At 46.8% G+C, this 23,747-nt stretch carries 36 protein-coding genes; all 36 read left to right on the forward strand.

Features of this window, described 5'->3' with window-relative positions; translation table 11 throughout:
* Positions 1-9 precede the first annotated feature (9 nt).
* On the forward strand, positions 10-3,609 hold the full coding sequence (gene rpoC, locus KNP93_RS14655; protein ID WP_305798041.1) for a DNA-directed RNA polymerase subunit beta': 3,600 nt from the start codon (positions 10-12) through the stop codon (positions 3,607-3,609).
* 80 nt (positions 3,610-3,689) lie between these two features.
* Positions 3,690-3,941, forward strand: coding sequence for a ribosomal L7Ae/L30e/S12e/Gadd45 family protein (locus KNP93_RS14660; protein ID WP_012369003.1), 252 nt, complete (start codon positions 3,690-3,692; stop codon positions 3,939-3,941).
* Between the two features lie 125 nt (positions 3,942-4,066).
* Complete coding sequence (rpsL, locus tag KNP93_RS14665; RefSeq protein ID WP_012369004.1) at positions 4,067-4,489, forward strand: 30S ribosomal protein S12; 423 nt, start codon at positions 4,067-4,069, stop codon at positions 4,487-4,489.
* Positions 4,490-4,538: 49 nt separating this feature from the next.
* Positions 4,539-5,009, forward strand: coding sequence for a 30S ribosomal protein S7 (gene rpsG, locus KNP93_RS14670; protein ID WP_012369005.1), 471 nt, complete (start codon positions 4,539-4,541; stop codon positions 5,007-5,009).
* Between the two features lie 124 nt (positions 5,010-5,133).
* The gene (fusA, locus tag KNP93_RS14675) at positions 5,134-7,212 is read left to right on the forward strand and encodes an elongation factor G (RefSeq protein WP_114597366.1); all 2,079 of its coding nucleotides are present in this window, start codon (positions 5,134-5,136) and stop codon (positions 7,210-7,212) included.
* Positions 7,213-7,329: 117 nt separating this feature from the next.
* Complete coding sequence (gene tuf, locus KNP93_RS14680) at positions 7,330-8,517, forward strand: elongation factor Tu (protein WP_026834301.1); 1,188 nt, start codon at positions 7,330-7,332, stop codon at positions 8,515-8,517.
* A 317-nt stretch (positions 8,518-8,834) separates the two neighbouring features.
* Entirely contained in the window at positions 8,835-9,143 is a 309-nt protein-coding gene (gene rpsJ / locus KNP93_RS14685; RefSeq protein ID WP_012369008.1) for a 30S ribosomal protein S10, read from the forward strand.
* Between the two features lie 68 nt (positions 9,144-9,211).
* Entirely contained in the window at positions 9,212-9,838 is a 627-nt protein-coding gene (gene rplC / locus KNP93_RS14690; RefSeq protein WP_012369009.1) for a 50S ribosomal protein L3, read from the forward strand.
* Between the two features lie 29 nt (positions 9,839-9,867).
* Positions 9,868-10,491 (forward strand): 50S ribosomal protein L4, encoded by a 624-nt coding sequence (rplD, locus tag KNP93_RS14695; protein ID WP_012369010.1) that lies wholly within the window; start codon positions 9,868-9,870, stop codon positions 10,489-10,491.
* Positions 10,491-10,775 carry a 50S ribosomal protein L23 gene (gene rplW, locus KNP93_RS14700; protein WP_014969151.1) on the forward strand — a complete coding sequence of 95 codons (285 nt, stop codon included), beginning with the start codon at positions 10,491-10,493 and terminating at the stop codon, positions 10,773-10,775. Before rplD ends, rplW begins: the two co-directional genes overlap by 1 nt.
* 32 nt (positions 10,776-10,807) lie before the next feature.
* Positions 10,808-11,638: a 50S ribosomal protein L2 gene (rplB, locus tag KNP93_RS14705; RefSeq protein WP_012369012.1), complete on the forward strand. Its 831-nt coding sequence runs from the start codon at positions 10,808-10,810 to the stop codon at positions 11,636-11,638.
* Positions 11,639-11,701: 63 nt separating this feature from the next.
* Positions 11,702-11,980 carry a 30S ribosomal protein S19 gene (gene rpsS / locus KNP93_RS14710; protein WP_012369013.1) on the forward strand — a complete coding sequence of 93 codons (279 nt, stop codon included), beginning with the start codon at positions 11,702-11,704 and terminating at the stop codon, positions 11,978-11,980.
* Between the two features lie 20 nt (positions 11,981-12,000).
* Positions 12,001-12,333 carry a 50S ribosomal protein L22 gene (rplV, locus tag KNP93_RS14715; protein ID WP_012369014.1) on the forward strand — a complete coding sequence of 111 codons (333 nt, stop codon included), beginning with the start codon at positions 12,001-12,003 and terminating at the stop codon, positions 12,331-12,333.
* 12 nt (positions 12,334-12,345) lie between these two features.
* Entirely contained in the window at positions 12,346-13,002 is a 657-nt protein-coding gene (gene rpsC / locus KNP93_RS14720) for a 30S ribosomal protein S3 (protein ID WP_012369015.1), read from the forward strand.
* Positions 13,003-13,035: 33 nt separating this feature from the next.
* Positions 13,036-13,473 (forward strand): 50S ribosomal protein L16, encoded by a 438-nt coding sequence (gene rplP / locus KNP93_RS14725; protein WP_012369016.1) that lies wholly within the window; start codon positions 13,036-13,038, stop codon positions 13,471-13,473.
* Complete coding sequence (gene rpmC / locus KNP93_RS14730) at positions 13,460-13,663, forward strand: 50S ribosomal protein L29 (RefSeq protein ID WP_012369017.1); 204 nt, start codon at positions 13,460-13,462, stop codon at positions 13,661-13,663. Before rplP ends, rpmC begins: the two co-directional genes overlap by 14 nt.
* Before the next feature lie 31 nt (positions 13,664-13,694).
* Complete coding sequence (gene rpsQ / locus KNP93_RS14735) at positions 13,695-13,958, forward strand: 30S ribosomal protein S17 (protein WP_026826917.1); 264 nt, start codon at positions 13,695-13,697, stop codon at positions 13,956-13,958.
* 48 nt (positions 13,959-14,006) lie between these two features.
* Positions 14,007-14,375 (forward strand): 50S ribosomal protein L14, encoded by a 369-nt coding sequence (gene rplN / locus KNP93_RS14740; protein WP_012369019.1) that lies wholly within the window; start codon positions 14,007-14,009, stop codon positions 14,373-14,375.
* Between the two features lie 34 nt (positions 14,376-14,409).
* Positions 14,410-14,721, forward strand: a complete 312-nt coding sequence (rplX, locus tag KNP93_RS14745; protein ID WP_014969156.1) for a 50S ribosomal protein L24 — start codon at positions 14,410-14,412, stop codon at positions 14,719-14,721.
* A 31-nt stretch (positions 14,722-14,752) separates the two neighbouring features.
* Complete coding sequence (gene rplE, locus KNP93_RS14750; RefSeq protein WP_012369021.1) at positions 14,753-15,292, forward strand: 50S ribosomal protein L5; 540 nt, start codon at positions 14,753-14,755, stop codon at positions 15,290-15,292.
* Positions 15,293-15,306: 14 nt separating this feature from the next.
* Positions 15,307-15,576, forward strand: coding sequence for a 30S ribosomal protein S14 (gene rpsN / locus KNP93_RS14755; RefSeq protein WP_012369022.1), 270 nt, complete (start codon positions 15,307-15,309; stop codon positions 15,574-15,576).
* A 31-nt stretch (positions 15,577-15,607) separates the two neighbouring features.
* Positions 15,608-16,006 carry a 30S ribosomal protein S8 gene (rpsH, locus tag KNP93_RS14760; RefSeq protein WP_012369023.1) on the forward strand — a complete coding sequence of 133 codons (399 nt, stop codon included), beginning with the start codon at positions 15,608-15,610 and terminating at the stop codon, positions 16,004-16,006.
* 31 nt (positions 16,007-16,037) lie between these two features.
* Complete coding sequence (gene rplF, locus KNP93_RS14765; RefSeq protein WP_026826919.1) at positions 16,038-16,574, forward strand: 50S ribosomal protein L6; 537 nt, start codon at positions 16,038-16,040, stop codon at positions 16,572-16,574.
* A gap of 37 nt (positions 16,575-16,611) precedes the next feature.
* A complete protein-coding gene (rplR, locus tag KNP93_RS14770) occupies positions 16,612-16,962 on the forward strand; it encodes a 50S ribosomal protein L18 (protein ID WP_012369025.1) in 351 nt (116 codons plus the stop codon).
* Between the two features lie 22 nt (positions 16,963-16,984).
* Positions 16,985-17,485: a 30S ribosomal protein S5 gene (gene rpsE / locus KNP93_RS14775; protein WP_012369026.1), complete on the forward strand. Its 501-nt coding sequence runs from the start codon at positions 16,985-16,987 to the stop codon at positions 17,483-17,485.
* An 18-nt stretch (positions 17,486-17,503) separates the two neighbouring features.
* Positions 17,504-17,689, forward strand: coding sequence for a 50S ribosomal protein L30 (gene rpmD, locus KNP93_RS14780; protein ID WP_012369027.1), 186 nt, complete (start codon positions 17,504-17,506; stop codon positions 17,687-17,689).
* A gap of 36 nt (positions 17,690-17,725) precedes the next feature.
* Positions 17,726-18,166, forward strand: a complete 441-nt coding sequence (gene rplO / locus KNP93_RS14785) for a 50S ribosomal protein L15 (RefSeq protein WP_012369028.1) — start codon at positions 17,726-17,728, stop codon at positions 18,164-18,166.
* Positions 18,166-19,455: a preprotein translocase subunit SecY gene (gene secY, locus KNP93_RS14790; protein ID WP_012369029.1), complete on the forward strand. Its 1,290-nt coding sequence runs from the start codon at positions 18,166-18,168 to the stop codon at positions 19,453-19,455. Before rplO ends, secY begins: the two co-directional genes overlap by 1 nt.
* A gap of 72 nt (positions 19,456-19,527) precedes the next feature.
* A complete protein-coding gene (locus tag KNP93_RS14795; RefSeq protein WP_026826920.1) occupies positions 19,528-20,175 on the forward strand; it encodes an adenylate kinase in 648 nt (215 codons plus the stop codon).
* Entirely contained in the window at positions 20,175-20,927 is a 753-nt protein-coding gene (gene map, locus KNP93_RS14800) for a type I methionyl aminopeptidase (RefSeq protein ID WP_114597367.1), read from the forward strand. Before KNP93_RS14795 ends, map begins: the two co-directional genes overlap by 1 nt.
* A gap of 150 nt (positions 20,928-21,077) precedes the next feature.
* Positions 21,078-21,296 (forward strand): translation initiation factor IF-1, encoded by a 219-nt coding sequence (gene infA, locus KNP93_RS14805; protein ID WP_012369032.1) that lies wholly within the window; start codon positions 21,078-21,080, stop codon positions 21,294-21,296.
* A 33-nt stretch (positions 21,297-21,329) separates the two neighbouring features.
* Entirely contained in the window at positions 21,330-21,443 is a 114-nt protein-coding gene (gene rpmJ / locus KNP93_RS14810; protein WP_003156543.1) for a 50S ribosomal protein L36, read from the forward strand.
* A 19-nt stretch (positions 21,444-21,462) separates the two neighbouring features.
* On the forward strand, positions 21,463-21,828 hold the full coding sequence (rpsM, locus tag KNP93_RS14815) for a 30S ribosomal protein S13 (RefSeq protein ID WP_012369033.1): 366 nt from the start codon (positions 21,463-21,465) through the stop codon (positions 21,826-21,828).
* 16 nt (positions 21,829-21,844) lie between these two features.
* Entirely contained in the window at positions 21,845-22,240 is a 396-nt protein-coding gene (gene rpsK / locus KNP93_RS14820) for a 30S ribosomal protein S11 (RefSeq protein WP_012369034.1), read from the forward strand.
* Positions 22,241-22,377: 137 nt separating this feature from the next.
* Positions 22,378-23,322, forward strand: a complete 945-nt coding sequence (locus tag KNP93_RS14825; protein WP_012369035.1) for a DNA-directed RNA polymerase subunit alpha — start codon at positions 22,378-22,380, stop codon at positions 23,320-23,322.
* A 33-nt stretch (positions 23,323-23,355) separates the two neighbouring features.
* On the forward strand, positions 23,356-23,727 hold the full coding sequence (gene rplQ / locus KNP93_RS14830; protein ID WP_012369036.1) for a 50S ribosomal protein L17: 372 nt from the start codon (positions 23,356-23,358) through the stop codon (positions 23,725-23,727).
* Positions 23,728-23,747: the final 20 nt, after the last annotated feature.

The following is a 23,747-nucleotide window of genomic DNA, read 5'->3' on the forward strand; positions in this document are numbered from 1 at the left end:
GTCCACCCCTTGGTAGATGTTAATAGATTTGAATATATGAAAATCGGCCTCGCTTCCCCTGAAAAGATCCGTTCGTGGTCTTTCGGGGAAGTGAAGAAGCCGGAAACGATCAACTATCGTACGCTCAAGCCAGAGAAAGACGGCTTGTTCTGTGAACGGATTTTTGGTCCAACAAAAGACTGGGAATGTTACTGCGGGAAATACAAACGGATTCGTTATAAAGGAATCATTTGTGACCGTTGTGGTGTTGAAGTAACCAAGTCGAAAGTCCGTCGTGAGCGCATGGGTCACATTGAACTTGCAGCACCGGTTTCGCACATCTGGTACTTTAAAGGAATCCCAAGTCGTATGGGTCTCGTCCTTGATATGTCACCGCGTGCACTCGAAGAGATCATTTACTTCGCGTCGTACGTCGTAACGGATCCGGGCGAATCGACACTCGAGAAGAAACAACTTCTTTCAGAAAAAGAGTACCGCGCCTATCGCGAGAAATTCGGTAGTTCGTTTACCGCTGAAATGGGTGCGGAAGCAGTTCGTAAATTGCTCCGTGACGTTGAACTCGAAAAAGAAGTAGCCGGCTTACGTGAAGATCTTCGAATGATTCAAGGACAACGTCGTACACGTGCGATTAAACGTCTTGAAGTCCTCGATGCTTTCCGCAACTCAGGCAACAATCCGGAGTGGATGGTTCTTGAAGTATTACCGGTCATCCCGCCGGAACTCCGTCCGATGGTCCAGCTTGATGGTGGACGTTTCGCGACATCTGACTTAAACGACTTATACCGTCGTGTCATCAACCGTAACAACCGTCTCAAGCGTCTTCTTGACCTTGGCGCTCCGAACATCATCGTTCAGAATGAAAAACGGATGTTGCAAGAAGCGGTCGATGCCTTGATCGATAACGGTCGTCGCGGTCGTCCGGTTACTGGACCGGGTAACCGTCCATTAAAATCTCTTTCACACATGCTGAAAGGGAAACAAGGACGTTTCCGTCAAAACTTACTCGGTAAACGAGTCGACTATTCTGGTCGTTCGGTTATCGTCGTTGGTCCAAACCTGAAGATGTATCAATGTGGTCTTCCGAAAGAAATGGCCCTTGAACTCTTCAAACCGTTTGTCATGAAAGAGCTTGTCTCACGTGGCATCGCACCAAACATCAAGAGTGCAAAACGGAAAATCGAACGTGTTCAACCTGAAATTTGGGACGTCTTAGAAGAAGTCATCCGTGAGCATCCGGTTCTCTTGAACCGTGCCCCGACACTTCACCGTCTCGGTATCCAGGCGTTCGAACCGACACTCGTCGAAGGTCGCGCGATTCGTCTGCACCCACTCGTATGTACGGCTTACAACGCCGATTTCGATGGTGACCAAATGGCGGTTCACGTACCACTTTCAGCAGAAGCCCAAGCAGAAGCCCGTCTTCTCATGCTCGCTGCACAAAACATCTTGAACCCGAAAGACGGTAAGCCTGTTGTTACACCATCGCAGGATATGGTCCTCGGTAACTACTACCTGACGCTTGAGCGTGAAAACGCGATCGGCGAAGGGAAAACATTCGCGACGGTGAACGAAGCATTGATTGCCTACCAAAACGGGTATGTCCACTTCCACACACGTGTTGCGATTCCGGCCGGCGTTCTGAAGAACCCGACATTCACGGAAGCGCAAAACGAGAAGTTACTGGTTACGACGGTCGGTAAGTTGATCTTCAACGAGATCCTCCCAACGACGTTCCCATACTTGAATGAACCATCGATGAACAATCTGCAGGAAGCAACGCCTGATCAGTACTTCCTTGAAAAAGGAACGGATATCGCGGCTGAAATTAAGAGCCGTCCGATCATCGAACCATTCAAAAAAGGATTCCTCGGAAATGTCATCGCAGAAGTCTTCAAGCGTTTTGAAACGACTGAGACGAGCCGCATGCTTGACCGAATGAAAAACCTTGGTTTCAAACACTCGACACGTGCGGGTATTACGGTTGGTATCGCTGATATCATCGTACTTCCGGATAAACAGGAAATCCTGGTCGAGGCACAAGATAATGTTGACCGCGTTATGAAATCGTATCGCCGTGGTCTCATCACAGAAGAAGAGCGCTATGAGCGTGTCGTTAAATCGTGGAATGACGCGAAGGATGAAATTCAGTCTCGTCTGATGAAATCCCTCAACCGTTTGAACCCGATCTTCATGATGAGTGACTCTGGTGCCCGTGGTAACGCATCAAACTTTACGCAGCTTGCAGGGATGCGTGGACTCATGGCCGCTCCAAGTGGACGGATCATCGAGCTCCCGATCAAATCTTCGTTCCGTGAAGGTCTGACGGTTCAGGAATACTTCATCTCGACGCACGGTGCCCGTAAAGGTCTTGCCGATACAGCCTTGAAGACTGCCGATTCAGGTTACCTGACTCGTCGTCTCGTTGACGTCGCGCAAGATGTTATCATTCGCGAAGATGATTGTGGAACGGATCGTGGTATCCGTGTTACAGCACTCCGCGAAGGAACGGAAGAAATCGAAAACCTCTACGACCGACTCGTTGGCCGTACGGCGTTCGAAAAAGTCGTTCACCCGGAAACAGGAGCAGTCCTCGTTTCAACAAACGAACTCATCGACGAAGATATCGCGCGTGCCATCACGGACGCAGGCATCGACAATGTTGAGATTCGTACAGCCTTCACTTGTAATACAAGTCATGGTGTCTGTAAGAAATGTTACGGACGTAACCTTGCGACTGGTAACGACGTCGAAGTCGGCGAAGCAGTCGGAATCATCGCGGCACAATCAATCGGTGAGCCAGGAACGCAGCTTACAATGCGTACCTTCCACACAGGTGGGGTTGCCGGAGACGATATCACACAAGGTCTCCCGCGTATCCAGGAATTGTTCGAGGCCCGTAACCCGAAAGGTCAAGCGGTCATCTCGGAAATCGACGGACAAGTCATCGACTTTACGGAGTCGCGTGATAAGCGTGAGTTGACGATTCAAGGTCTGAGCGAAACACGGACATACACGATTCCTTTCGGATCACGTCTTCGTGTTCAACTCGGTGAAGAAGTTGTAGCCGGACAAGTGTTCACAGAGGGTTCAATCGACCCGAAAGAACTCTTGAACGTCAAAGGTGTATCAGGCGTACAGAACTATCTTCTTCAAGAAGTTCAAAAAGTATACCGGATGCAAGGGGTTGAGATCGGTGACAAGCACGTCGAGGTCATGGTACGTCAGATGATCCGTCGCGTTCGCGTCATCGAGTCTGGTGAGACATCACTCTTACCAGGTTCGCTAGTCGATATCAGCACATTTAAAGAAGCATGTAAAGAAGCGCTCCGTGCCGGTAAAGCACTCGCTTCGGCTAAACCAGTTCTCCTCGGTATCACTAAAGCGTCGCTTGAGACGGATTCGTTCCTATCAGCTGCTTCGTTCCAGGAAACTACTCGTGTCCTTACGGATGCGGCAATTAAAGGGAAGAGCGACTACCTTCGCGGCTTGAAAGAGAACGTTATTATCGGTAAACTTGTTCCAGCTGGTACAGGAATGACACGTTACCGTCAAATCGGTCTCGAGATTGCAGGCGAAGCACCTGTAGAAGCAGATTCTCCTGTAGAATAAAACGCCTTGACACGCCGGTATGGCGGTGCTACTATGATATAGTGTTGCCAACCGGCTGTGTTATTTTGGAGGATATCTTCATGTCTTACAAAAAAGTAGTCGGCGCAGATTTGAAGTTTGTCGGTCAAAAGCAAACGCTCAAAGCATTGCGATCTGGCAAGGCGTCGGAAGTGATCATCGCAGATGACGCAGATGAACACGTAAAGCAAGCATTGCTCGATGCGGCGAAACAAGCAAACGTTCCAGTCGTGAACGTTCCTTCTAAGCTTGAGCTTGGTAAGGCTTGTGGAATCGACGTTGCAGCAACTGCTGTTGCTATTAAGAAAGTTTGATAATACGTTTTGTGTGGCGATGGAATGCCTGAGCCACGCAAAACGTTTCATTATGACTTTCGATGAACCACCCGGCTCGGTGGTTTTGAAACTTGTCATGAATTCAGGAAGGGAGGATCTCAAAGATGCCTACTATCAACCAATTAGTCCGTAAAGGACGTCAATCAAAAGTTGTGAAATCAGATTCGCCAGCGCTGAACAAAGGGTACAACAGCTTTATCAAAGCTCGTACTGACATCAGCTCACCACAAAAACGTGGTGTTTGTACTCGTGTAGGTACAATGACTCCGAAGAAACCGAACTCGGCTCTTCGTAAGTACGCACGTGTACGTTTAACGAACACAATGGAAGTAACAGCTTACATCCCAGGTATCGGCCACAACTTGCAAGAACACAGTGTTGTTCTTATTCGCGGCGGTCGTGTAAAAGACTTACCAGGGGTACGTTACCACATCGTTCGTGGTGCACTCGATACAGCTGGAGTTGACGGCCGTATGCAAGGTCGTTCGAAATATGGTACTAAACGTCCAAAAGCAGCAAAAAAATAATCTAGATATCAGAAGATATCACCTCACTATATGAAAGGAGGGACTCGGAATGCCACGTAAAGGTCAAGTAGAACGCCGTGATGTAATGGCTGATCCGATCTACAACTCTAAACTCGTTACCCGCCTTATCAACCGTCTTATGTTAGATGGTAAAAAAGGTACTGCTCAACAAATCTTATACAAAGCTTTTGAAGCTATCGCTGAACGTTCAGGTCGCGATGCAATGGAAGTTTTTGAAGAGGCGATGAACAACATCATGCCAGTTCTTGAAGTTAAAGCACGCCGTGTAGGTGGAGCTAACTATCAAGTTCCTGTCGAAGTCCGCCCTGAGCGCCGCACGACACTTGCACTTCGTTACCTCGTGAACTACTCACGTCTCCGTAACGAAAAAACAATGGATGCTCGTCTTGCTAACGAAATCATGGACGCTGCAAACAACACTGGTGCTTCAGTTAAGAAGCGCGAAGATATGCACAAAATGGCGGAAGCGAACAAAGCGTTTGCTCACTACCGCTGGTAAATCCGGAATCAACCACCTCATCTATGCCATTTTGTATGGAAATATGAGGTGGCTTTCGGGTATAGTCATGACGTGTGGCAACACACGGACACTAAACTAAAATGCGAAAGGAGAATGTTTAAAGATGGCAAGAGAATTCTCCCTTAAGAACACCCGTAATATCGGAATCATGGCCCACATCGATGCTGGTAAAACAACAACGACTGAGCGTATCCTCTATTATACGGGTCGTATCCACAAGATTGGTGAAACGCACGAAGGTGCTTCACAGATGGACTGGATGGAGCAAGAGCAAGAACGTGGAATCACGATTACATCTGCAGCAACAACTGCACAATGGAAAGGTAACCGCGTAAACATCATCGATACACCTGGACACGTAGACTTCACTGTTGAAGTTGAACGTTCACTCCGTGTACTTGATGGTGCGGTAGCAGTACTTGATGCTCAGTCTGGTGTTGAGCCACAAACTGAGACAGTATGGCGCCAAGCTACAACTTACGGCGTACCACGTATCGTTTTCGTTAACAAAATGGATAAAATCGGTGCAGACTTCCTGTACTCGGTTGGAACGCTTCGCGACCGCCTTCAAGCTAACGCACACGCAATCCAAATCCCGATCGGCGCAGAAGATGAATTCAAAGGAATCATCGACCTCGTTGAAAAGAAAACATACATGTACGGTAACGACCTCGGTACTGATATCGAAGAAACTGACGGTTTCCCTGCAGAATTCGCAGAAGAAGCTGAAGAACTTCGTGCATCATTAATCGAAGCAGTTGCAGATTACGAAGAAGAAATGATGATGAAATACCTCGAGGGCGAGGAAATCACAATTGAAGAGCTTAAAGCGGGTATCCGTAAAGCGACTCTTACAGTAGATTTCTACCCAGTTCTCGTTGGTTCGGCATTCAAGAACAAAGGTGTTCAGCTTATGCTTGACGCAGTTCTTGATTACCTCCCATCACCAGTCGACGTAAAAGCAATCACAGGGATTAACATGGATACAGAAGAAGAGATCATTCGTGAGTCAACTGACGAAGCGCCATTCTCTGCACTTGCATTCAAAGTTATGACTGACCCGTATGTTGGTAAATTGACGTTCTTCCGTGTGTACTCTGGTACAGCTTCGGCAGGATCTTACGTCAAGAACTCAACAAAAGGGAAACGTGAGCGTCTTGGACGTATCCTTCAAATGCACGCGAACAGCCGTGAGGAGATCCCAATGGTCTTCGCTGGTGACATCGCAGCAGCTGTAGGTCTTAAAGATACTACTACTGGAGATACGCTTTGTGCAGAGAAAGACAACGTCGTTCTCGAATCAATGACATTCCCAGAACCAGTTATCTCGGTCGCAATCGAACCAAAAACGAAAGCTGACCAAGATAAAATGGGTCAAGCACTCGCTAAGCTTGCTGAAGAGGATCCAACATTCCGCACGGAAACAAACCCAGAGACTGGTCAAACGATCATCTCAGGTATGGGTGAGCTTCACCTCGACATCATCGTTGACCGTATGCGTCGCGAATTTAAAGTCGAAGCAAATGTTGGTGCTCCACAAGTAGCTTACCGTGAAACGATTCGCCAAGCGGCGAAAATCGATTCTAAGTTTGCTCGTCAATCAGGTGGTCGTGGTCAGTATGGTCACGTCGTCGTAGAATTCGAGCCAAACGAAGAAGGTGCTGGCTTTGAGTTCAACAACAAAATCGTCGGTGGTGTTGTTCCACGTGAATACATCCCAGCGGTTGAACACGGAATCGAAGAAGCGCTTCAAAACGGTATCCTTGCTGGTTATCCAGTAGTTGACGTTAAAGCGGCACTCGTTTTCGGATCGTACCACGATGTCGACTCAAACGAGATGGCATTTAAAATCGCGGCTTCAATGGCCGTCAAACAACTTAAAGATAAGAGCGGCGCTGTTATCCTTGAGCCAATGATGAAAGTTGAAATCGTTATCCCAGATGAATACATGGGAGACATCATGGGTGATGTTACATCACGCCGTGGACGCGTTGAAGGTATGGAAGCTCGCGGGAACGCTCAAGTCGTTCGTTCGATGATTCCACTTTCAGAGATGTTCGGTTACGCTACTGGTCTTCGTTCACGCACACAAGGTCGCGGAACGTACTCGATGCACTTCGATCACTATGAAGAAGTACCGAAATCAGTTGCTGAAGAAATCATCAAAAAAGCAAACGGCTAATCCTTCACAGGTTGTCACGCTTTTATGATTAGTGTAAGCTAAGGAAGGTGTACGTTATTCGACGATTCACCTTCCTAGTTATAAAATATTATTAGACACATAGAGGAGGAATTCAGAATGGGTAAAGAAAAATTCGACCGTTCTAAACCGCACGTTAACGTTGGTACAATTGGCCACGTCGACCACGGTAAAACAACTTTAACAGCAGCTATCTCAGCTGTACTTGCAAAAGCACAAGGTAAAGCTGCAACTAAGTTTGACCAAATCGATGGTGCTCCAGAAGAGCGCGAGCGCGGTATCACTATCGCAACAGCTCACATCGAGTACGAAACAGAAAAACGCCACTATGCACACGTTGACTGCCCAGGTCACGCTGACTATGTTAAAAACATGATCACTGGTGCTGCACAAATGGATGGCGCGATCCTCGTTGTTTCTGCAACTGATGGTCCAATGCCACAAACACGTGAGCACATCCTGCTTTCACGTCAAGTAGGTGTTCCTTTCATCGTAGTATTCATGAACAAAGTCGACATGGTTGACGACGAAGAGCTTCTTGAACTCGTTGAAATGGAAATCCGCGAACTTCTTTCTGAGTACGACTTCCCAGGCGATGACCTCCCAGTTATCCAAGGATCTGCTCTCGGCGCGCTTAACGGCGAAGCTAAATGGGAAGAAAAAATCATGGAACTCATGACAGCTGTTGATGAGTACATCCCTGAGCCAACTCGTGACACTGAAAAAGACTTCATGATGCCAGTTGAGGATGTTTTCTCAATCACTGGTCGTGGTACAGTAGCTACTGGCCGCGTTGAGCGTGGAGTTCTTAAAGTCAACGACGAAGTTGAAATCGTTGGTCTTCACGAAGAAACTAAAAAATCAGTATGTACTGGTGTAGAGATGTTCCGTAAGCTTCTTGACTATGCTGAAGCTGGCGACAACATCGGAGCACTTCTCCGTGGTGTATCACGTGATGACATCGAGCGTGGACAAGTTCTCGCGAAACCAAACACAATCACACCGCACAAAACTTTCAAAGCGCAAGTTTACATCCTTTCAAAAGAAGAGGGTGGCCGTCACACGCCATTCTTCGGTAACTACCGTCCACAGTTCTACTTCCGTACAACTGACGTAACTGGTATGTGCCAACTTCCTGAAGGAACTGAAATGGTAATGCCTGGGGACAACATCGAATTGACTGTTGAACTCATCGCGCCAATCGCTCTTGAAAAAGAAACTCGTTTCTCAATCCGTGAAGGTGGCCGTACAGTAGGCGCTGGATCAGTAACAGAAATCGTTGAGTAATTTTTAAGACAAAAAGGTCTTCCGTCTCCCGTGACGGAAGGCCTTTTTTCATTTCTTTCAAAACAGTCTTGCAACATGGTCAGACATCTTATATACTGAGGAAAGTGTTTGTGCGAGTGGTGAGAGACTTGAAAACAAATTCTATTTTATTTTACTTGCTTTCTAGCTTGGAATTAAGTAAACTAGTATATGTTGGTCACAAACACAACGCGATGAAGCGGGAGGTTATGACACACCAGGCGGCATTGCCATGGCTAGTGTGGAAATTTCCGCGGAGAATGTCTATTTACAAAATAGGCGAAAAGGAGGGAAACAACATGGCAAATGAAAAAATTCGGATCCGTTTGAAAGCATACGATCACCGCGTGCTTGATCAATCGGCTGAGAAAATTGTCGAAACAGCAAAACGTTCTGGTGCTACTGTATCTGGTCCGATCCCACTCCCAACGGAGAAAGCGATCTACACAGTACTTCGTGCCGTTCACAAGTACAAAGATGCTCGTGAGCAGTTCGAAATGCGTACACACAAACGTTTGATCGACATCGTTAACCCAACACCGAAAACAGTTGATGCGCTTATGCGTCTTGAACTTCCATCGGGCGTTGACATCGAAATCAAACTTTAATTTTTCTTCTATAAATAGTTGATACTAGCCAGAAGATCAAAATCATTCAATATTAGGAGGTGTATCTCATGGCTAAAGGAATCTTAGGAACTAAACTCGGTATGACACAAATCTTCAACGAGTCAGGCGAAGTAGTACCAGTTACTGTTGTTTCAGTAGAGGGTAACGTTGTTCTTCAATTGAAGACAATGGAAGTGGACGGTTACGAAGCAGTCCAACTCGGCTTTGGTGATATCAAAGAAGGTCGTCAAAACAAACCGCAAAAAGGTCACGCAGCGAAAGCTAGTGCGACACCTAAGCGCTTCATTAAAGAAATCCGTACATCTGTAACAGATTTCGAAATCGGTCAAGAGATTAAAGCAGATACTTTCGCTGCAGGCGAAATGGTTGATGTAACAGGTACGTCGAAAGGTAAAGGTTTCGCTGGAGCAATCAAGCGTCACAACCAATCACGTGGTCCAATGGCTCACGGTTCGCGTTACCACCGTCGCCCAGGTTCAATGGGTCCTGTCGCTCCAAACCGTGTATTCAAAGGGAAATTGCTCCCAGGACGCATGGGTGGAGAGCAAGTCACTGTTCAAAACCTTGAAATCGTAAAAGTTGATGTAGAACGCGGCTTACTCCTCGTCAAGGGTGCTATCCCAGGCGCACGTAAGAGCCAAGTTGTCGTCAAAACTGCGGTAAAAGGCAACTAATTTGTTTGCAAGGAAAGGAGGAATAACGAATGCCTAAAGTAGCTTTGCTTAACCAAACAGGTACACAAGTTGGAGACATCGAGTTGGCAGATGCCGTTTTCGGAATCGAGCCAAACGAAGCAGTCGTATACGATGCAATCGTCATGCAACAAGCTTCACGTCGCCAAGGTACACATGATACAAAAGGTCGCTCGGAAGTTCGCGGTGGCGGCCGTAAACCATGGAAACAAAAAGGTACTGGTCGTGCACGCCAAGGTTCGATCCGTTCGCCACAATGGGTTGGCGGTGGAACAGTCTTCGGTCCAACACCACGTTCGTACGCTTATAAACTTCCTAAAAAGGTTCGTCGTCTCGCATTACGTTCAGCACTTTCTTCGAAAGTCGCTAACAACGAGTTCATCGTTCTTGAAGGATTGACAATCGATGCTCCGAAAACGAAAGATATGATTTCGGTCTTCGCTGCTCTTTCAATCGAACGTAAAGTCCTCGTCGTTACTGCTGATTACAACGAGACAGTCGTTCTTTCAACACGCAACATTCCTGGTGTCACAGTCGTTGACGCTGCTGGAGTAAACGTCCTTGATCTTGTCGCACACGACAAAGTCATCTTCACGAAGGATGCTGTTGCGAGAGTAGAGGAGGTGCTTGCATAATGGCAAACGCACACGACATTATCAAACGTCCTGTAATTACTGAACGCTCAGTGAACCAAATGGCTGAGAAAAAGTACACGTTCGAAGTAGACGTAAAGGCATCTAAGCCACAAATCAAAGATGCAGTTGAAGCGATCTTCGGCGTTAAAGTTGAAAAAATCAACACACTTATCTCAAAACCAAAAGCAAAACGCGTAGGTCGTCACGCTGGTTACACAGCACGCCGCAAAAAAGCGGTCGTCACGCTTACTGCAGATAGCAAAGAACTCGATTACCTCGGTTAATCGGTACTCTGTAGAAAAGGAGGGAACTCTCGATGGGAATTAAAAAGTTTAAACCGACCACTAACGGTCGTCGTAATATGACTGCGCTTGACTTTGCTGAGATTACGGCTTCACGTCCTGAAAAATCGTTAACTGAAAAGCTTTCGAAAAAGGGCGGACGTAACAACCAAGGTCGCTTGACAGTACGTCACCAAGGTGGCGGACACAAACGTAAATACCGTATCATCGACTTCAAACGGAACAAGGATGGCATCGCTGGCCGTATCGCTACAATCGAGTACGATCCGAACCGCTCTGCAAACATCGCTCTTGTCCACTACATCGATGGTGAAAAACGCTACATCCTCGCACCTAAAGGATTGAAAGTTGACATGCAAGTCATGTCAGGAGTTGAGGCTGACATTAAAGTCGGTAACGCTCTTCCACTTTCAAACATCCCAGTTGGTACATTGATCCACAACATCGAACTTAAGCCAGGTAAAGGTGGTCAGCTCGTTCGTTCAGCTGGTACTTCTGCTCAGCTTCTCGGTAAAGATGGTAAATACGCGATCGTTCGTCTCCAATCAGGCGAAACACGTATGATCCTTGCTACTTGCCGTGCAACAGTCGGCGCTGTCGGTAATGAAGAGCACGAGCTCGTCAATATCGGTAAAGCTGGTCGTTCACGCTGGCTCGGAAAACGTCCTACAGTTCGTGGTTCTGTAATGAACCCAGTTGATCACCCACACGGTGGTGGTGAAGGACGTGCTCCAATCGGTCGTTCGGGCCCACTTACTCCTTGGGGTAAACCGGCACTCGGATACAAAACTCGTAAGAAAAACAAAGCGAGCGATAAATATATCGTCCGTCGTTCTAAAAAATAATTACGTGATTTTCGAACGGTTCGTAGGAACCGTTCCTGAATCATGCCAAAGGGAGGTACAACTATGGGTCGCAGCTTGAAAAAAGGTCCATTTGCAGATCACCATTTACTCGCTAAGGTTGATAAAGCCAACGAAGCTGGTGACAAGCATGTTATCAAAACTTGGTCACGCCGTTCTACAATCTTCCCAGAGTTCATCGGTCACACGATCGCTGTCTACGATGGTCGTAAACACGTACCGGTTTACGTGACAGAAGATATGGTCGGTCACAAACTTGGTGAATTCGCGCCAACACGTTCTTACAAAGGACATGCTGGAAACGATAAGAAGACTAAACGTTAATCTGAGGGGAGGTACTCATTATGCAATCAAAAGCATCGGCTAATATGGTTCGCATTGCTCCTCGTAAGGCACGTCTAGTAGTAGACTTAATCCGCGGGAAGCAAATCGGTGAAGCACTTTCGATTCTTGCTTACACGAACAAGGCAGCAACGCCAATCGTTGAGAAAGTATTGAAATCGGCAATCGCGAACGCTGAGCACAACTTCGACATGAACATCGAAAACCTCGTAGTAACAGAGGCTTACGTCAACGAAGGTCCAACGCTCAAACGTTTCCGCCCACGTGCAATGGGTCGCGCAAGCCGCATCAACAAACGTACGAGCCACGTTCACATCGTGGTATCTGAAAAATAAGGAGGGATTACCGTGGGTCAGAAGATTAACCCAACTGGTCTTCGCGTAGGTATCATCAAAGACTGGGAATCACGTTGGTTCGCAGATAAAGACTATGCTGATCTCCTTCATGAAGACTACGTAGTTCGTGAATATATCGAAAAACGTCTTAAAGACGCTAGTGTCTCTAAAGTTGAAATCGAGCGCGCAGCAAACCGCTTGAACATCTCACTTCACACTGCTAAGCCGGGTATGGTTATCGGTAAAGGCGGTTCTGAAATCGAAACACTTCGTACAGACATCACTAACCTTGCAAAAGGCAAACGCGTTCACGTTAACGTCGTTGAAGTGAAAAACCCGGATGCAGTTGCTAAACTTGTCGCTGAGAACATCGCACGCCAACTTGAAGGCCGTGTATCGTTCCGTCGTGCAATGAAGCAATCAATCCAACGCTCGATGCGTTCAGGTATCAAAGGAATCAAGACTGAAGTTTCTGGTCGTCTTGGCGGCGCTGATATCGCTCGTTCAGAGAAGTATTCAGAAGGAACAGTTCCACTTCATACACTCCGTGCAGACATCGATTACGGTACTGCTGAAGCTGATACAACTTACGGCAAAATTGGCGTAAAAGTATGGCTCCACCACGGTGAAGTGCTTCCTACGAAAAAAGCAGCATCTAACGAACAATAATCCACATCCGTCTAGGGAAGGAGGCAACACAACATGTTGTTACCAAAACGTGTAAAATATCGTCGTGTTCACCGCGGCAACATGCGTGGTAAAGCGAAACGTGGTACTACAGTACACTTCGGCGAATTCGGTATCCAAGCTCAAGAAGCTAGCTGGATCACTAGCCGTCAAATCGAATCAGCGCGTATCGCGATGACTCGTTATATGAAACGTGGTGGTAAAGTGTGGATCAAGATTTTCCCACATAAACCATACACTAAAAAACCTCTTGAAGTCCGAATGGGTTCAGGTAAAGGTGCTCCGGAGGGCTGGGTTGCAGTCGTCAAACCGGGGAAAGTAATGTTCGAAATCGCAGGAGTATCGGAAGAGATCGCACGCGAAGCTCTCCGTCTTGCATCACACAAACTTCCAGTAAAATGTAAGTTCGTAAAACGTGAAGAAAATGGTGGTGATACGAATGAAAGCAACTGATCTCCGTCAGCAAACTACAGAAGAGCTCAACGGTAAAGTCGGTTCGTGGAAAGAAGAGTTGTTCAACCTTCGTTTCCAACTTGCGACTGGTCAGCTTGAGAACCCTGCTCGTATCCGTGAAGTGCGCAAGTCGATTGCACGCGCGAAAACCGTTCTTCGTGAACGCGAACTCGGCATCAACAACGCATAATTCACTCGGATTCTGAGAGGAGGAACACTCAATGGAACGCACAAACAACCGCAAAGTGTTAACTGGACGCGTCGTATCTGACAAAATGGATAAAACGATCGTAGTTACAGTTGAGACTAAAGTAAAGCATAAGCTCTACGGCAAACGCGTAAACTACTCTAAGAAGTACAAAACGCATGATGAAAACAACACAGCTAAAGTCGGTGACGTCGTACGCATTCAAGAAACACGTCCACTTTCTAAAGACAAACGTTTCCGTCTCGTAGAAGTCGTCGAAAAAGCAGTAATCATCTAAACTCTAATTAGTTCGGATGAATAAACATCCGGAGGGAGGTACAATCGTATGATTCAACAAGAATCTCGCTTGAAAGTAGCAGACAACTCAGGAGCTCGTGAAGTCTTGACGATCAAAGTCCTCGGTGGATCTGGTCGCAAAACTGCTAACATCGGTGACGTAATTGTTTGCACAGTTAAACAAGCAACACCAGGTGGCGTTGTCAAAAAAGGTGAAGTTGTACGCGCAGTAGTCGTTCGTACTAAACGTGGTGTTCGTCGTAAAGACGGTTCGTACATCCGTTTTGACGAAAATGCAGCAGTCATCATCAAAGATGATAAAAGCCCACGTGGCACACGTATCTTCGGACCAGTCGCACGCGAACTTCGTGAAAAAGACTTCATGAAGATCGTCTCGTTGGCACCGGAAGTACTTTAATTCCAAAGAATTCCTACAAGGAGGTGCTCTAACGATGCATGTCAAAAAAGGTGATAAAGTTCAGGTTATGACTGGTAAAGATAAAGGCAAACAAGGTGTTGTCCTTACTGCTATGCCTAAAAAAGATCGCATTATCGTCGAAGGCGTTAACATGATCAAAAAACACTCAAAACCTTCTCAACTCAACCCGCAAGGCGGAATTGTCGAGAAAGAAGCACCGATTCACGTATCGAACGTTATGCTCATCGACCCTAAGACAGGAAACCCAACACGCGTTGGTTTCACTGTGGTTGACGGCAAGAAAGTACGTATCGCTAAAAAATCGGGCGAAGCTTTAGATAAATAAGAAGATTTAAAGAAAGGAGGTCCACTTTCTGATGAACCGTTTAAAAGCTAAATACCAAGACGAAATCGTCAAAGTAATGATGGAGAAATTCAACTATACTTCTGTAATGCAAGCGCCGAAAGTCGATAAGATCGTAATCAACATGGGTGTTGGTGACGCTGTTACGAACACGAAAGCACTTGACATGGCAGTCGAAGAGCTTCAGCTCCTCACTGGTCAGAAGCCACTCATCACGAAAGCTAAGAAATCAATCGCTGGTTTCAAACTTCGTGAAGGTATGCCAATCGGCGCGAAGGTAACACTTCGTGGAGAGCGCATGTATGAGTTCCTCGACAAGTTGATCAACGTGTCACTTCCACGTGTACGTGACTTCCGTGGTGTATCGAAGAAATCATTCGATGGCCGTGGTAACTACACGCTAGGCGTGAAGGAACAATTGATCTTCCCAGAGATCGACTACGATCGCGTATCTAAAGTCCGTGGTATGGACATCGTTATCGTTACAACTGCTAATACGGATGAAGAGTCACGTGAGCTTCTCACAGCACTCGGCATGCCATTCCAAAAATAAGGGAGGCCGCACACATGGCTAAGAAATCAATGATCGCACGTGAAGTAAAACGCCAAGCACTCGTAGAGCGCTACGCTGAACAACGCGCAGAATTGAAAGCACAAGGCGACTACATCGGCTTGAGCAAACTCCCACGTAACTCTTCAGCGGTTCGTTTACACAACCGTTGCAGTATCACTGGCCGTCCACACGGTTACATTGGTAAATTCGGTATCAGCCGTATTAAGTTCCGTGATCTTGCTCATAAAGGTCAAATCCCTGGTGTTAAAAAAGCAAGCTGGTAATTCATTAAAGTTGTGAAAGGAGGTACATCGCATGGTTATGACAGATCCGATTGCAGATATGCTTACACGCATTCGTAATGCAAACATGGTTCGCCATGAGAAGTTGGAAATGCCAGCTTCTACAATCAAACGTGAAGTCGCTGAAATCCTCAAACGTGAAGGTTTCATCCGCGATGTTGAATATCTCGAGGACAGCAAACAAGGTACGCTCCGCGTATTCCTTAAGTACGGCGCAAGCAACGAACGCGTCATCACTGGACTCAAACGTATCTCGAAACCAGGTCTTCGCGTTTACGCGAAAGCTGATGAAATCCCGAAAGTACTCGGTGGTCTCGGAATCGCTATCGTTTCAACATCTAAAGGTGTTATGACAGACAAAGAAGCTCGCCAACAAAAAGTCGGCGGCGAAGTGATCGCATACATCTGGTAATTCACGCATAAAAAGAACGGAGGTGTCTTAAATGTCACGTATTGGTAAAAAGCCGGTCGTTATCCCAGCAGGCGTTACAGTAACAGTTGAAAACAGCACAGTTACGGTAAAAGGTCCTAAAGGTGAACTCACACGTGAGTTCAACCCGACTATGGCTATCAACGTAGAAGGTAATGAATTGACTGTCACTCGTCCAAACGACGAGAAAGCTAACCGTACAATCCACGGAACGACTCGTGCGCTTATCGCGAACATGGTCGAAGGTGTAAACAACGGTTTCGCTAAGACACTCGATATCCAAGGTGTTGGTTACCGTGCTCAAAAACAAGGTAACAAAATCGTACTCAACCTCGGTTATTCACACCCAATCGAGTACACTCCGGAACAAGGCATTGAAGTCGAAGTTCCTACGAATACGCAAATCATCGTCCGCGGAATCAACAAAGAGCGTGTTGGACACGTTGCTGCATTGATCCGTTCGTACCGTCAGCCTGAGCCGTACAAAGGTAAAGGGATTCGTTACAGTGATGAAGTCGTTCGTCGTAAAGAAGGTAAAACAGGTAAGTAATTCGTTGATACGAATTGACCGGAAAGGAGTGGCATAAATGATCTCAAAGGCAAACAAAAATGCTACGCGTAAAAAGCGTCATGGTCGTGTACGTCGTACAATCATCGGGACTGCAGCTCGTCCACGCTTGAATGTATTCCGTTCGAACAAGAACATTTACGTACAAGTCATTGACGATGCAACACATGCAACACTCGCATCTGCATCATCACTCGACCTTGAAAAAGGCAACACGACTGACGCTGCATCAGCAGTTGGTAAGCTTGCAGCTGAACGCGCTCTTGAAAAAGGTATTGAAACAGTCGTTTTCGACCGTGGAGGATATCTCTATCATGGACGTATCAAAGCAGTAGCTGAAGCAGCTCGTGAAGCTGGTCTCAAATTCTAAAAGAAAAGGAGGGAACCTCTACATGCGCCAGTTAGAAATTAACATGGATCAACTCGAAGAACGCGTTGTTACTGTAAACCGCGTCGCGAAAGTAGTAAAAGGTGGCCGTCGCTTCCGTTTTGCTGCACTCGTCGTCGTAGGTGACAAGAATGGTCACGTAGGTTTCGGTACGGGTAAAGCTCAGGAAGTGCCTGAAGCGATCCGTAAAGCAATCGAAGATGCAAAGAAAAACATGGTTAACGTTCCAATCGTTAACACTACAATTCCACACGAAATCAACGGAATTTTCGGTGCAGGTCACGTCTTCTTGAAACCTGCTTCTGAAGGTACTGGAGTCATCGCTGGTGGCCCAGTTCGTGCGGTTCTCGAATTAGCGGGAATCAACGACATTCTTTCGAAATCACTTGGATCAAGCACTCCAATCAACATGGTTCGTGCGACTGTTAAAGGTCTCACTTCACTTAAACGTGCTGAAGACGTTGCGAAACTCCGCGGTAAAACCGTCGAAGAACTTCGCGGTTAAGAAAGGGAGGGAATACAGATGGCGAAACTCGCAGTTACCCTCACACGCAGCATGATCGGTCGTCCGGAGAACCAACGCGTTACTACTCGTACGCTTGGTCTCCGTAAGATGCACCAAACTGTTGTCGTACCTGACAACGCTGCTATGCGTGGGATGATTAACCACGTGTCACACTTATTGACAGTTAAAGAAATTCAAGAGTAATACGTTTGATATAATTTTATGAGGAGGTGCCCCACTATGAAACTCCATGAATTGAAACCAGCTGCTGGTTCACGTTCAGAACGCAACCGTGTAGGTCGCGGTATGTCTTCTGGTAACGGTAAGACTTCTGGCCGTGGTCACAAAGGTCAAAAAGCTCGTTCAGGCGGTGGTGTTCGTCCAGGTTTCGAAGGTGGACAAAACCCACTTTTCCGTCGTTTACCAAAACGCGGCTTCAACAACCCGACTCGTAAAGAGTTCGCGGTTATCAACCTTGACACACTTAACCGTTTTGAAGATGGAACGGAAGTAACACCAGAACTTCTTATCGAGACTCGCGCAGTCAAAGGTATGAAGGATGGCGTGAAGATCCTTTCTAACGGTAAGATTGAAAAGAAACTGACAGTAAAAGCTCACAAGTTCTCCGAAGCTGCGAAGCAAGCGATCGAAGCTGCCGGCGGTACGGTTGAGGTGATCTAATGTTTCAAGCGATCTCCAATATGTGGCGCGTAGCCGACATTCGTCGGCGCATTCTCTTTACCCTGGCTCTGATTATCGTGTTCCGTATCGGAGCACATATCCCGGTCCCAATGGTAAACACTGAAGTATTCAAGATTGACCAGAATGGTATTCTTGGTTTCTTGAATTCCTTCGGCGGGAATGCTTTGCAGAATTTCTCACTCTTTGCGATGGGAATCATGCCGTATATCACGGCCTCGATCGTTGTCCAACTCTTACAGATGGACGTTGTTCCAAAGTTTGCCGAATGGGCAAAACAAGGAGAGGCGGGCCGTAAGAAGTTAGCAACGGTAACGCGCTATGGAACGATCGTACTCGGCTTAGTCCAAGCGTTTGGAATCGCGCTTGGATTTAACCGTATCTACCCAGGTCTTGTCGATGAGCAATACGGCACCTGGACGTACGTTATGATTGCACTTGTTTTGACGGCGGGTACCGCATTCTTGATGTTCCTCGGTGAACTCATCACGGAGAAGGGCATTGGTAACGGGATATCAATGATCATCTTCGCTGGGATTGTCGCAGGCTTCCCGAACGCGTTCCGTCAGATCTATGAAACAAAGCTCCAAAATGCAGGGGATGCTTTGTTTGTCAATGTGCTTTATATCGTACTGTTGCTTTTAATCATCATCGCGGTCATCGTCGGAGTCATCTATGTGCAGCAAGCTGCCCGTAAGATTCCGATTCAGTACGCTAAGCGTACGGTGAACCGTGCACCAGTAGGCGGTCAATCGACACACTTGCCGATTAAACTGAATGCTGCTGGTGTTATCCCAGTTATCTTCGCTGTATCTTTCATGGTGACGCCACCAACGGTTGCAAGTTTCTTTGCAAGTCCGGAAAATGCGACGAAAATCCGTGACATTTTCGACTATACGAGTCCAATCGGTATGTCGATCTATGTGGCACTGATTATCGCGTTTTCTTACTTCTATACATTTGTTCAGGTTAATCCGGAACAAATGGCAGAGAACCTTCAAAAACAAGGCGGATACATTCCTGGTATTCGTCCTGGTAAGCAAACGGAACAGTACATCACGAAGATCCTGTACCGTCTGACATTCTTCGGCTCACTCTTCCTCGCTGTCATCGCGGTGACGCCAACGTTCTTTATTAAGTTCGCTGGTTTACCGAACTCGGTGCAGATTGGTGGAACAAGTTTGTTGATTGTCATCGGTGTAGGTCTTGAGACGATGAAACAGATTGAAAGTCAACTGGTTAAACGACACTACAAAGGCTTTATCCGATAAGGCGGGAGGAAGGGGACCATCCCTTTCCTTTCTGTTGTGTCTATAGAGTCTATAGAAGTGGAGGCTACCGACATGAATCTTGTATTGATGGGCTTGCCGGGTGCTGGAAAAGGGACGCAGGCTGCGAAAATTATCGAAGACTACGCCATTCCACACATCTCGACAGGCGACATGTTCCGCGCGGCGATCAAAGATCAAACACCGCTCGGGCAGGAAGCGAAATCGTACATGGATAAAGGGGAACTCGTTCCGGATGAAGTCACAATCGGCATCGTACGTGAACGTCTCGCCAAAGAAGACTGTGCAAATGGTTTTCTTCTTGACGGTTTCCCACGCACAGTGAAACAAGCGGATGCTCTTGAAGTATTGCTTGCGGATCTAAATAAACAAATTGATCATGTCGTTCACATCGGTGTGAACCCGGAGAAACTTGTCCCTCGTTTGACAGGCCGCCGGATTTGCCCGACATGTGGAGCAACATATCACGTCATCTATAACCCGCCAAAAGTGGAGGGTGTCTGTGATATCGACGGATCAGCACTTGTTCAACGTGAAGATGATCAAGAAGAAACGGTTCGCCGTCGTCTTGAAGTCAACGTCGCTCAAGCGCAACCTTTGATTGACTTTTACGCTGAAAAAGGGTATCTTCGTAATTTGGACGGTGATCGTCCGATTAATGAAGTTTATTCCGATGTTCAAGCACTTCTTGGTGATCAGTAATGATCATTACGAAAGCGCCGCGTGAAATCGACATCATGCGTCAGGCAGGACAAATCGTCGCCCGGACGCATAAGGAGCTGCAAGCTCATATTCGTCCAGGGATCACAACGGGGCAACTCGATGCGATTGCTGAACGTTATATTCGAAGTCAAGGGGCAACACCATCGTTTAAAGGTTATAATGGGTTTACTGGCAGCATCTGTGCTTCAGTAAATGAAGAACTTGTCCATGGTATTCCGGGTGACCGCGTACTCCACGATGGAGACATCATCTCGATTGATATCGGGGCGGAGTATAACGGATATCACGGAGATTCAGCCTGGACATATCCGGTAGGTACAATCTCTGAAGAGACGAAGCGGTTACTTGACGTAACTGAAGAATCTCTGTATAAAGGATTGGAGCGCGCCAAAGCTGGCGTGCACCTGACAGATATTTCGCATGCGATTCAGTCACATGTTGAAGCAGCGAATTTTTCTGTAGTCCGCGAATATGTGGGCCACGGCGTGGGACAAAATTTGCATGAAGATCCGCAAATTCCACATTATGGACCACCGGGGAAAGGGCCGCGCCTGAAAACCGGCATGACTTTGGCGATTGAGCCAATGGTCAATGTTGGAAAACGCTATGTTCGCACGCTATCCGACAATTGGACGGTAGTGACAGTGGACGGTAGCATGTGCGCCCACTTTGAGCACACCATCGCCATCACAGACGAAGGCTACGAGATCTTAACGGTCGATGCAGAGTGAGCTGTGCGCGTTATTGGTGTCACCTTTCTATAAGCCGCTATCCACTCGTGTTTGTGACCGATGATTCTCTCACGGCTACTGTAGAAAGCCCCTAAGCGCTACAAATCGTCTGGGCTCCCAATCAACTTTATAGAGAAAGGGGTATAATTGATGGCGAAACAAGATGTAATCGAAGTGGAAGGTACGGTTATCGAACCGCTTCCAAACGCGATGTTTAAGGTGGAGTTAGAAAACGGCCACACGGTCCTCGCGCACGTCTCAGGAAAAATTCGGATGCACTTCATTCGGATCCTACCAGGAGATAAAGTAACGGTTGAGTTGTCACCATACGACTTGACTCGCGGACGGATCACATACCGTTTCAAATAAAAACTCCGATTTTTTCAGGAGGAGGTATTCACAATGAAAGTAAGACCTTCGGTTAAACCGATCTGTGAAAAATGTAAAGTTATCCGCCGTAAAGGCAAAGTAATGGTTATTTGCGAAAACCCTAAGCATAAACAAAAACAAGGGTAATAAACAAGGAGGTGCACACATGGCACGTATTGCTGGTGTAGATATTCCACGTGAGAAACGCATCGTTATCTCACTCACTTACATCTATGGTGTTGGTAAAACAACTGCTCAGAAAGTCTTGAAAGAAGCTGGTATCTCTGAAGATACTCGTACTCGTGAATTGACTGAAGAACAACTCAACCAACTCCGTGATGGATTAGATAAAGTAAAAGTTGAGGGTGACCTTCGTCGTGAAATCTCACTCAACATCAAACGTTTGATCGAAATCGGTTGCTACCGTGGTGTTCGTCACCGTCGTGGTCTTCCAGTTCGTGGTCAAAACACTAAAAACAACTCGCGTACTCGTAAAGGCCCACGCCGTACAGTAGCGAACAAGAAGAAGTAAGGGAGGGTAAACTAAGATGGCAAAACGTAAACAGAATGTTCGTAGTAAACGTAAAGTCAAAAAGAATATTGAATCTGGTATCGTGCATATCCGTTCAACATTCAACAACACAATCGTTACGATCACTGACATGCAAGGGAATGCAATCTCTTGGGCAACTGCAGGTAACATGGGCTTCAAAGGCTCACGTAAATCAACTCCATTTGCTGCGCAACTCGCTTCTGAAACTGCTGCGAAAACAGCAATGGATAACGGTATGCGTACTGTAGAAGTTAACGTTAAAGGTCCTGGTGCAGGTCGTGAAGCTGCAATCCGTGCGCTCCAAGCAATCGGTCTTGAAGTAACAGCGATCCGTGACGTAACTCCAGTTCCACACAACGGTTGCCGCCCTCCAAAACGTCGTCGCGTGTAACCCGTCTTGTACTGCAAAGCGGGAATTCGAGTAGACTTTCGTTGATCGTTTGACCAAGCAAGGCAGTAGAAACGTACACAAGACGGTTGGCGATTGAACGCGATGGCCAACATGACGATATTCAAGGAGGGGTTCAGATGATCGAAATCGAAAAGCCGAAGATTGAAACGGTCGAATTAAGCGATAACGCTACGTTTGGTAAATTCGTGGTAGAACCGCTTGAACGTGGATTCGGTACAACGCTTGGTAACTCATTGCGTCGTATCCTATTATCTTCACTTCCGGGTGCTGCAGTCACTGCAGTCCAAATCGATGGCGTTCTTCATGAGTTCTCGACGATTGATGGCGTTGTAGAAGACGTTACCCAAATCATCTTGAACCTTAAAAAACTCGCCCTCAAAGTTTACTCGGAAGAAGAGAAAACACTTGAGATCGATATTCAAGGCGCCGGCGTTGTTACTGCTGCGAACATTACGCATGACAGCGACGTCGAAATCCTCAACCCGGAACTCCACATCGCAACACTTGCAGAAGGTGCATCACTTCATATGCGTCTGACAGCTCGTCGTGGCCGTGGTTACGTTCAGGCTGAAGATAACAAACGGGACGATATGCCAATCGGCGTCATTCCAATTGATTCGATTTACACGCCAATTCAACGTGTAAACTATCAAGTTGAAAAAACACGTGTTGGTCAAGATGCGAGCTTCGATAAGTTGACGCTTGATGTTTGGACGGACGGTTCAATCCGCCCTGAAGAAGCAGTGTCACTCGGTGCAAAAATCATGACAGAACACTTAAACATCTTTGTTGGTCTTACGGACGAAGCGCTCCATGCCGAAATCATGGTCGAAAAGGAAGAGGATCAGAAAGAAAAAGTACTTGAAATGACGATCGAAGAACTCGATCTTTCAGTTCGTTCGTACAACTGTTTGAAACGTGCCGGCATCAATACGGTTCAAGAACTCGCGAACAAGAGCGAAGACGAGATGATGAAAGTTCGTAACCTCGGACGTAAATCACTCGAAGAAGTTCAAGCGAAACTCGATGAACTCGGACTGGGCTTACGTAAAGAAGACTAAAACTATTAATTGCACGAAGGAGGGAATCCATCCATGGCATACTCGAAATTAGGCCGTACAAGCTCACAACGTAAGGCACTTTTGCGTGACCTTGCGACTGATCTCATCATCAATGAGCGTATCCAAACTACAGAACAAAAAGCGAAGGAACTTCGTCCAGTCGTTGAGAAACTCATCACTTTAGGTAAACGCGGTGATCTCCACGCTCGTCGTCAAGTTGCATCGTTCGTTCGTCGCGAAGCTGCTGGTCAAAACGAAGCTGGTAAAACACAAGATGCAATCCAAAAATTATTTGCTGATGTTGCTCCACGTTTTGCTGAGCGTCAAGGTGGTTACACACGCATCATGAAAATGGGACCACGTCGTGGTGACGGCGCAGAAATGGTCATTATCGAACTCGTTTAATTTTTAAATGATTCGAATAA

Source organism: Exiguobacterium sp. s166 (assembly GCF_018618855.1).
In the GTDB taxonomy this organism is placed as follows: Bacteria; Bacillota; Bacilli; order Exiguobacteriales; family Exiguobacteriaceae; genus Exiguobacterium_A.